The sequence below is a fragment of the Mesorhizobium sp. genome (assembly GCF_004963255.1).
GTDB lineage: Bacteria > Pseudomonadota > Alphaproteobacteria > Rhizobiales > Rhizobiaceae > Mesorhizobium.
On the sequence record NZ_SUGA01000018.1, the window covers coordinates 99,705 to 109,790 of the forward strand.

Annotated in this window: 7 protein-coding genes and 1 pseudogene; all 8 read left to right on the top strand. The window is 63.2% G+C overall.

Annotated elements, in window-relative coordinates:
- Positions 1–2 precede the first annotated feature (2 nt).
- Positions 3–626, top strand: a complete 624-nt coding sequence (locus E5X34_RS19375; protein ID WP_292567933.1) for a Spy/CpxP family protein refolding chaperone — start codon at positions 3–5, stop codon at positions 624–626.
- Positions 627–695: 69 nt separating this feature from the next.
- A pseudogene (locus tag E5X34_RS19380) lies at positions 696–2,014 on the top strand (glucoamylase family protein).
- A gap of 82 nt (positions 2,015–2,096) precedes the next feature.
- A complete protein-coding gene (locus E5X34_RS19385) occupies positions 2,097–3,359 on the top strand; it encodes an MFS transporter (protein WP_292567935.1) in 1,263 nt (420 codons plus the stop codon).
- A 100-nt stretch (positions 3,360–3,459) separates the two neighbouring features.
- Positions 3,460–5,016, top strand: coding sequence for a thymidine phosphorylase family protein (locus E5X34_RS19390; protein ID WP_292567937.1), 1,557 nt, complete (start codon positions 3,460–3,462; stop codon positions 5,014–5,016).
- Positions 5,013–5,900 (top strand): ribose-phosphate pyrophosphokinase, encoded by an 888-nt coding sequence (locus tag E5X34_RS19395; protein ID WP_292567939.1) that lies wholly within the window; start codon positions 5,013–5,015, stop codon positions 5,898–5,900. The genes E5X34_RS19390 and E5X34_RS19395 overlap by 4 nt, the downstream gene beginning before the upstream one ends.
- Positions 5,901–5,941: 41 nt before the next feature.
- The gene (locus E5X34_RS19400; protein ID WP_292567941.1) at positions 5,942–6,490 is read left to right on the top strand and encodes an iron transporter; all 549 of its coding nucleotides are present in this window, start codon (positions 5,942–5,944) and stop codon (positions 6,488–6,490) included.
- A gap of 700 nt (positions 6,491–7,190) precedes the next feature.
- Positions 7,191–9,722 (top strand): copper-translocating P-type ATPase, encoded by a 2,532-nt coding sequence (locus E5X34_RS19405; RefSeq protein WP_292567943.1) that lies wholly within the window; start codon positions 7,191–7,193, stop codon positions 9,720–9,722.
- Positions 9,719–10,086: cupredoxin domain-containing protein (locus E5X34_RS19410; protein WP_292567945.1), on the top strand; the 368-nt coding region annotated here is incomplete at its 3' end. The genes E5X34_RS19405 and E5X34_RS19410, both read left to right, overlap by 4 nt.

Below are 10,086 nucleotides of genomic sequence, written 5' to 3' on the forward strand. Positions count from 1 at the left end.
CCATGAGACAGAACCATATGAATACCCTCTTCAGGACCCTGGCGATCGGAGCAATCCTCGCCTTCTCGGCGCCCGTTCTCGCGAACGATGCCCATCATCCAGCCGGCAGCGGAGATGCCTCGCCGCCACCTGCCGCGACGGAGAATGCGGAGGACGGAGGCACTGGCTTGGGGATGCCCATGATGATGGGCGGCTCGATGTCCAACACCATGATGCCGAACGACATGATGAAGATGATGATGGACATGATGGCGGGCGGCGACACCCCCATGGGGCAGATGATGTCGCCCGAGCATGTCGAGGGGCGGATCGCCTTCCTCTCGACCGAACTGAAACTCACCAAAGCGCAGCGGCCCTTGTGGGACGCCGTCGCCGAGGCGCTGCGGGCAAACACCCGTTCGGCCAAGGACATGATGGCGAAAATGCCGGGCGGCATGACGGGCGGAGATACCGCCCCCGAAACGCCAGTGAAGCGGATCGAGGTCCAGGAGCGAATGCTGTCGACGCGGCTCGAGGGACTGAGGCGGCTCAAGGTCGCTTTGGAGCCCTTCTACGCGTCGCTAGACGATGCCCAGAAGGCCGTGGCCGACAAGCTGCTCGTGCCGGCGCCGATGGGCATGATGTGAGACTCGAAGGGGCCGTTGCGTTACGCCGCAGCGGCCCCTTCGATCAACGCGAGATCTCCAGGTTGGACCATGAAGACGAAGCGGAGCGTCCGCACGGAGGAACTGCTGCAGCTGCAGCGCGAAACCTTCGAGTACTTCCTGGGCGAGGTGAATCCCGCCAACGGCCTCATCCGCGACAAGACCGCCGCCTATTGGCCGGCCAGCATAGCGGCGACGGGTCTCGCTCTCACCTGCTATCCGGTCGCCGTCGAGCGCGGATACATGACTCGGCCAGAAGCCGTCGCACGAACCCTGGCTACGCTCCGCTTCTTCTGGACGAGTCCCCAGGGGCCGGAGCCCGACGCTATCGGCTACCGTGGGTTCTACTATCATTTCCTCGACATGCAGACAGGACGGCGCGCCTGGCAGTGCGAGCTGTCCACGATCGACAGCGCCCTCCTGTTGGCAGGGGCTCTCACGGCGGCCGCGTATTTCGGTGAAGAGACCGCCGACGAGCAGGAAATCCGCACGCTTGCCGATGCGCTCTATCGGCGTGCCGACTGGCAATGGGCCCAGAACCAGGGCGCTACGGTGACGCATGGCTGGAGCCCGGAAAACGGGTTCATCAAATACCGCGGGGAAGGTTACGACGAGGCCCTTCTGCTTTACGTTCTGGCGCTCGGCTCACCGACCTTTCTCTTCCCGAGAGCAGTTACGCCGCCTGGACGTCGAGCTACCGTTGGGAAAGCTGCTACGGCTATGGATATCTCTATGCCGGGCCGTTGTTCACGCACCAGCTGTCGCATGTCTGGATCGACTTTCGCGGGATCCAGGACGCTTTCATGCGCGGGAAGGGCATCGATTATTTCGAGAACAGCCGGCGGGCGACCTATCTCCAGCAATGCTATGCCATCATGAATCCGCGGAAGTTCGAAGGTTACCGCGAGTGCTGCTGGGGGATCACTGCAAGCGAGGGACCAGGTCCGGTCACTCTCAAGCTCAATGGTGTCCAGCGGGAGTTCTACGACTATGTCGGCCGCGGCGTTCCCTATGGACCGGATGACGGCACGCTCGCGCCTTGGGCGGTCGCGGCTTCATTGCCATTCGCTCCGGAGATCGTCCTGGAGGCGCTCGACTTCTGCATCGATCAGGCGAAGCTGAAGGAGTTCAACAGATACGGCTTCAAGGCCGCCTTCAATCCCACCCATCCAGGAGAGCCCGGCAATTCGTACGGATGGTGGGTATCGCCCTGGCAGTTCGGCATCAACCAGGGCCCCATCGTGCTGATGATCGAGAACTACCTGAGCGACCAAGTTTGGCGCTTGATGCGCGGTTGCCCCCACATCGTTGCCGGATTGCGCCGCGCCGGGTTCAAAGGCGGCTGGCTGGGGCAGGCTCCGCCTTCTTGAGCGCTGTTTTTCCCGCGGGTCGAGCGGCGGCATTTGCGAGCGACATGTTTGACCCTGGCGAGAGCCCTACAGGAGTTGTAGCGTGATCCAATTGACAAAACAGCTCGGACGCCGTCGCTCCCAGGCGCTTGCCTCGCTCGTTTTTTGCGCATTCGTGATAGCCCTTGGCTACGGGACGATGCTGCCAGTGCTGCCAATGATCGTACAGCGATTGCTGGCATCGCCGAACCCGGTTGACATCGCTCGTCACACGGGATTGCTGACCGCTGCATTTGCGGTCGCACCGTTGGCGACAGCGTTTCCCTGGGGTCGCATGTCGGATCGCCATGGGCGGCGGCCGATACTGATTCTCGGCCTCGCCGGATTTGCCGTCACCTTTGCAGCCACGACAATTCCGCTAAACCTAACGTTTCTCTACGTGATGCGCCTGCTCAACGGCTGCTTCGCTGCGGCAGTGCTTCCCAGTGCCTATGCGTTCATCGCGGACATCCAACCCGACGAGAGCAGACGCGCTCGAGCCTTCGGGCAAATCAGCGTGGCGTCCAGCCTCGGGCTTCTTGCCGGCCCGATGATAGGCGGCCTCTCGTGGCAGTGGCTCGGCACTATTATACCATTTGGTGCGATGCCGGACGGAGCGCTCTTGTTGAGCCTTCTCGTTGCGGGAGGGGCCGCGGTTGCCGCCGCGGTGGTCGCGCGCGCCATCGAGGGCGGTCCGCCGCCGCAGCGGAAGCGCACCGACATCGAATCCGAGGGTGTGGCGAGATCTGTTGAGTTCCGTTTGCTGGGGCTTGCAGCCGCTCTGGCCGGAGGACTTGGACTGTTCGAGGTGTATCTCACGCTGCGGAGCCGCGCCCTTTCCGTAACGCCGACGGCACTCGGGTCGATGTTTGCTATGTGCATGGCGGTAATGTTGGTCGCCCAAGGCATCGTATTCTCGCGATCGGTGAAGCCGGAGACAACACGGTGGCTAGTCGCTCCAGCTTTTGGGGTGATGGCCATCGGCCTGGCGCTGGTTCTCGTCGCGGGCAGGTCCGACGGGCTTCTGATCCCCACGGGCACGGTGGCGGCTTCCGGAGGCCTGCTGGCTCCTACACTCACCTACTGGATATCCTGGATTACCAGACGCGGCCATGCTGCTGAGCTTGGTCTGCAGAGCACCGTGACTAGCGCGGGCCAGGCACTCGGCTCAGCAGGTGCCGGCCTGCTTTTCGAGTCTTTCGATGTCTCGATTGCGTCCCTCGTGCCTGCCGCAGTCCTGGCTATTGCCGCAATAGCAAGCCTGCAGTTGCCACGGCAGCTTGAGGTCACTCGGACAACGGCTCGCGGGAAGAGCATCGCAAGATGAGCAATTATCCCGAGATATTGCATGGCCGTATCTGTGGGGAAGTGGGACGGCAGGCCTGCGTTCATGAGCATATCGAACGGATCGATCGGGAGTGGCAGACATGAGCGACCCACACGACAGGCTCCGCCTCGTCCGGGCGGGCATCGACACGTACCAGCAGCCGGTGGTCTACATGCATCGCGATTGCCATGTGTGCCGCTCCGAAGGTTTCACCGCGCTCACCCGCGTTTTAGCGCGCAGCGGCGATCGCGAGGTTATTGCCACGCTTAACGTGGTTGTCGACGATCATCTTGCACCGGATGTCGCCGCGCTGTCGGAGGCAGCCTGGAAAGTGATGGATCCCGGCCCTGATCCGTGGGCGACGTTTTCCCACGCTGAGCCGCCCGTGTCGACGACGGCGCTGCGAGCCAAAGTTTTTGGCCGGCAGCTCGGCTATGATGATTTCCTCGCCCTCATGCGCGACGCGGTCGCAAATCGCCTGTCCGACGTCGAACTGACGGCCTTCGTCACGGCCTGTGCCGGCGAGCGGTTGGACAATGACGAGACGATCGCGCTCACCAAGGCAATGGTGGCAGTCGGTGAACGCATCGATTGGGGCGGTGGGCCGGTGCTGGACAAGCACTGCGTCGGCGGGCTGCCGGGAAATCGCACCACGCCGATAGTCGTCGCGATCGTCGCCGCGGCAGGGCATCGGATCCCCAAAACATCCTCGCGCGCCATTACGTCGCCGGCAGGCACTGCTGATGTCATGGAAGTCATGGCCCCCGTCACATTGGATATCGATGCCATGCGGCGCGTCGTCGAGCGGGAAGGAGGCTGTATCGTGTGGGGCGGCAATGCCCGTCTTAGCCCGGCCGACGATCTCTTGGTTCGTATCGAGCGCCCGCTCGACTTCGACAGCGACGGCCAGTTGGTCGCCAGCGTACTTTCCAAGAAGGTCGCGGCCGGCTCCACTCACGCCCTCATCGACGTTCCTGTCGGGCTGACCGCGAAGGTGCGTTCCGCGGCGGCGGCTTCATCTCTCGAGGCAAGGTTGCTTGTGACTGCGCAGGCTCTCGGATTGCAGCTTACGGTACTGCGCACCGATGGTTCCCAGCCCGTCGGATATGGCATCGGTCCGGCCCTTGAGGCGCGCGACGTGCTGAGCGTCCTGCGCAACGAAGCGGAAGCCCCCAGAGACCTGCGCAACCGCGCGCTCGAGATAGCCGGCGCGCTGCTGGATGCTGTGCCTGGCTCGGGGCCCGGCAAGGGACGCGTGCTAGCCCGGATGCTGCTCGACAGCGGGGCCGCACTCGCCAAATTCCTCGCGATCTGCGAGGCGCAGGGAGGCTTCACCGAACCGAAAACCGCGCCGCATACCCGCCCAGTCCTGGCCAACAGGACTGGTCGTATCGGGCGGATCGATAACCGCCGGGTTGCAAGGATCGCCAAGCTCGCCGGCGCACCCGGCAGCGCTGCCGCGGGAGTCGATTGCCGCGTCCGCATTGGAGACAGCGTCCGTTCCGGGGAACCGCTGTTTCAGATCCACGCTCAAACGCCGGGGGAACTCGAATACGCATTCGGGTACGCCACCGCTAATGCTGAGGTTTTCGAAATCAGAGGGCAGGATGATTCAGGCGATATCCCTTGGCACAGCGGCGGGAGCATGAAGTCATGACGCGCCCGCTGCTTTTTGCGCTGCCCGGTAACGAAGCCATGACCAGGGTCTTGGCCGGCGAGATAGAAGGAGAAATAGGCGTCATAGAGGTGCGGAGCTTTCCTGACGAGGAAACCTATCTGCGCTTCCACACGGATGTGAAGAACCGCTCCATGATTATCGTCTGCACGCTCGATCGCCCAGACGCAAAGTTCCTGACGCTCGCTTTCGCCGCCGCCACCGCTCGCGAGCTTGGAGCACGGCGCGTTGGTCTCGTGGCTCCTTATCTGGCCTACATGCGCCAAGATAAGCGCTTCCATCCCGGCGAAGCGGTCACCTCGGTTGCCTTTGCCCGCCAGCTCTCGGCCGAGGTCGACTGGCTGGCGACCGTCGATCCGCACCTCCACCGCTATCCAACCCTCGGCGCGATCTATCCCATCCCCACACGGACGGCACATGCGGCACCGCTTCTCGCCGCCTGGATCAGGTCGAACGTGGAACGGCCGCTTCTGGTCGGTCCGGACATCGAAAGCGAGCAGTGGGTTGCCGCCGTCGCTGACATGGTGGGCGCACCCTACCGAGTTCTTCGCAAGGAGCGGCGGGGAGACCGCGACGTGAGGATCAGTGTTCCCGACCTCCACCTTTATTCCGACCGTATCCCTGTGCTGATCGACGACATCATCTCGAGCGGCGGCACGATGATGGAAACCGCCCGACATCTGCGCGAACAGCACTTTCATTTCGTCGTTTGCGTTGCCGTGCATGCTCTACTTTCCGCCGAGAGCTACCGCAGTCTGAGGGACTTCGCCTCGGCTGTCGTGACGACCAACGCAGTTCCTCATCCGTCGAACGCCATCGATTTGACGCCGGTCATTGCGGAGGCTGTGAGGGAGTTGATGATCTAATCACTGGAACGCAGGCGGTTGGGAGATCGTGGAGAAGGATCATGTTCACTAGGGGACAATACTCGATCGCGATCGAAAGGACTGGACTGCCACGCGCCCGAGCAAAGCGATTTGGGACGTTGATTAGGATTCTCGGATTCGTTGTCAGCGTGTTTTTAGTGGGGATCACTACCGGAGGTAGGGCTTCGGCCGCCGATGAAAACTACAAGGAGGCACACGGCCTGAGCGTCTATTTTGGGGTTTTGCCCGCTGCAATTTTGCGAGGCCACTTGGAAAGCCACCCGGAGGGCGGCATGCATGGTGGCGCACCTCGGGGCGCGCATCAATACCACGTCGTCGTCGCCGTCTTCGATGCCAGGACCGGCGAACGGATCGAGAACGCTGAGGTGACGGCGAATGTGTCAGCGCTCGGCCATGTTGGCCAGCAGAATATCAAGCTGGAGCCGATGTCGATTGCCGGAACCGTCACCTACGGCAACTTCGTCGAGCTGCCGGGCAATGACCGCTACGATATTAAGCTGGACATCACTGTTCCGGGTCGGAAACCTGCTGCCGTCCGGATCGGCTTAACCTATCAGCACATCCGGTAGCTGGATCGGGCGCGCTGCCTTACGGGCTGGCGTTGCTGGTTTCGCGCGGACGTTGGAGGATGGCAGCTTGCAACCGGCCGGGCGGGATTTGACGTGCATCAAAGCGCATTTGGACTGAGCAGGCGATCATGCACATGGTGAATAGCTCGGAAGCCTTGCCGTGCTTGGACAATCTTGTCACATCTGGCAGCGACGCCATCAGACTGCAAGCGGCACCCTCGGTGCGATCATGCTTGCGTTCGGGCTTGCCCTTTTTCTGTTGCTGACGCCTTCGGGCTCAGCGCAAGCGCACGCGTTCGGCGCATCACCAGACTTCTCGTCAGTCAGGGTCGTCCAGTCGGTTGCCGATGGCAAGGCCGATCGGCTGGCCTCGGCGGCCTCTCTGTCGGCATCAACCCTGGACGAGTCGGGTTGCCATGACGGCCATTGCGGCTTGTGCATGGGCGGACATTGTTTCGGTTGTTCGGCAGTTGCTCTGGCAGCCTCCCCTGATATCGCCTCCGCAGCTGAGCCTGGCGCCCCAGCTTTCCCCGAACAATCGGGTTTCGCACTGACCAGGCCTGACGAAGCCTTTCGGCCCCCTCGTTCCGTTCTCTGACGCCCTGTTCGGCGGACAAATCTCGCGCTTGCCGAACAGGATCGCTCTTTGTGCCGGGCCTACGCTGGCTTCGGTCGCGAATGTATTTCGAGGAGAAAACGCATGAACATGCGGACAGAAGCCCCAATCCCTGATCACACGTCTGGTGGCCTGGCCGAGGCGCGCGAGTCACTCACCCTCCGCATTGGAGGAATGAACTGCGCCCACTGCCCGCCGGCAATCGAGCAGGCCATTCGGGCCGTCAAAGGGGTGCAGGGCGTCTCAGTCAATCTCGCAACGCAGACGGCGAAGGTCGAGTATGACCCGACCCAGGCGAAGGTTGCGGAAATCCTGCGCGCCATTCGCTCCGTCGGCTACGCCGCCGGTACGGCGACGACGCGAATTCCCATCAAGAACATGCATTGCACCTCGTGCGCCATACGTGTCGAGCTGGCGCTGAAGACGACCCCTGGCGTGATCGCCGCCCGCGCCAGCCTCGCACCCAACGCCGTCGACATAGAGTATCAGCCGGAACGGACTGATTTCCAGGAACTGAGGAGGTCGATCGAATCCTCCGGCTACAGGGTAGCCGAGCCGAAGGTGAGACCCACGGGCGAGACGCTAGATCCAGCCGAGGCGGCGACCGAGCAGGAATACCGCGGCCTGATGCGGAGGTTCTGGCTCGCAGCGGTCATCTCCCTCCCGGTGATGGCGCTTAGCTATCCCGATCTCATTCCGGGACTGCGCGAGTGGATGCCCATGGGCAGCGACACGCGCCGGATCGTTTGGGCGCTGCTCGGTTTGGCGAGCTTGCCCGTTCTGCTGTGGTCGGGATCGCAGTTCTTTGTTGGCATGTGGGACGCGCTGAAGCACCGCGCGGCCAACATGCACACGCTGATCGCGATCGGCATCACGGCGGCGTTCCTCTATTCGGTCGTGGCGGTCGCATGGCCAGGGATCTTTCCCGACATGGCGCTCGCCGAGGTCTTCTGGGACGTGACCGATGTCGTCGTCGCGCTCGTCGTGCTGGGTCTCGCCTTGGAGATCAAGGCCAAGGGCCGGACCTCGCAAGCGATCAAGAAGCTGATCGGGCTGCAGGCGAAGACCGCAAGAGTTGTGCGCGACGGCAAGGAAATCGACCTCCCCGTCGAGGAGGTGCTGGTCGGCGACACGGTGATCGTCCGTCCCGGCGAAAAGGTCCCGGTCGATGGCAAGGTGAGCGCCGGATCGAGCGCTATCGATGAGTCGATGATCACCGGCGAATCCATGCCGGTCGAAAAGCAGGCCGGCGACGAGGTCATCGGCGGCACGCTCAACGAGACGGGCAGCTTCCGCTTCACCGCGACCAAGGTCGGCAAGGATACCGCGCTGGCAAGTATCATCCGCATGGTGAAGGACGCGCAGGGGTCGAAGGCGCCGATCCAGCGCGTCGTGGATACCGTGTCGGGCTACTTCGTGCCCGCGGTCATGATCGTCGCGATCCTGGCAGCCGTGGCCTGGTACGACTTTGGGCCTGAACCGCGGCTGATCTATGCCACGGTCATCCTGGTCACCACGCTGATCATCGCCTGTCCCTGCGCGCTCGGCCTTGCCACACCGACCTCGCTTACGGTCGGCATCGGCAAGGGAGCGGAAAACGGCATCCTGATCCGCTCCGGCGACGCGTTGCAGGCAGCTGAGAAACTCGACGCGATCATTCTCGACAAGACGGGCACGATCACCAAGGGCGAGCCGGCGCTGACCGACGTCGTCGTCACGCCGGGCCACGAAGAGAGCGCCGTGCTGCGGCTCACCGCTTCCCTTGAGCGCGGCTCCGAGCATCCGCTGGCCTCGGCCATCGTGAAGGGCGCCGAGGCGTGGATGATCGAGCTGGTCGACGCTGAAGGTTTCGCGGCGATCCCGGGCCACGGCGTCAGTGGACGCATCGATGGCCATGATGTGCTGTTCGGCAACGCCAAGCTGATGCGCGACCGCGGTGTTCCCGCAGACGCGCTGCTGCCGCAATGGGAGCGCCTCGCCAATGAAGGCAAAACGCCGATGTATGTGGCGGTCGACGGGCAGGCGGCCGGGCTGATCGCCGTCGCCGACACCGTGAAGCCGGATTCCAGGGCGGCGATCGAAATCCTGAAAGGGCTCGGCATCGAGGTCGTCATGCTGACCGGCGACAACGAACGCACGGGTCGGGCGATCGCGCGCGAAGTCGGCATCGATCGTGTGCTAGCGGAAGTCCTTCCGGACGACAAGGCGCACGAGGTGCAGAAGCTGCAGCTCGAAGGCAAGTCGGTCGGCATGGTCGGCGACGGCGTCAACGACGCGCCGGCGCTCGCCCAAGCCGATGTCGGTTTCGCCATCGGCACCGGAACCGACGTCGCCATCGAGGCAAGCGACGTGACGCTTATCAAGGGCAGCCTAATGGGCGTCGTCACGGCGATCGAGATCAGCCGGGCGACGATGCGCAACGTCCGGCAGAACCTCGTCGGCGCCTTCGGCTACAACGCGCTGGGCATCCCGGTCGCGACGGGCGTGCTCTATCCGTTCATCGGGCTTCTGCTCTCTCCCCTCATCGCAGCCGCCGCCATGGCGTTCAGTTCGGTGACCGTCGTCACCAACGCCAATCGTTTGCGCTTCTTTCAGCCGAGGAGGACAGGCTCATGACACCCGACCGCTGGACAGTGACCGTGGCCGGGATCGGCCTGGTCGCCTTCATCATCTGGTTCTTCTGGCTCAAGCGTTCGAAGGGCATGCGGGCGGCGGAAACGAGCGGCGGCTACCAGGAGGCGATGATCCTCGTGAAGGGCGGCTACACGCCAGACACGATCGTCGTCCGCAGCGGTCGCCCGGTCCGGCTGAATTTCCGCCGTGAGGAAACCGCCTCCTGCTCGGACAAGGTGATTTTTCCCGATTTCCAGAAGAGCGCCGATCTGCCGACCGGTGAAACCGTCGCCGTCGAGCTGATACCCAAGCAACCAGGCGAGTTCGGATTCTCATGCCCGATGGGCATGTTCCGCGGCCGGCTCGT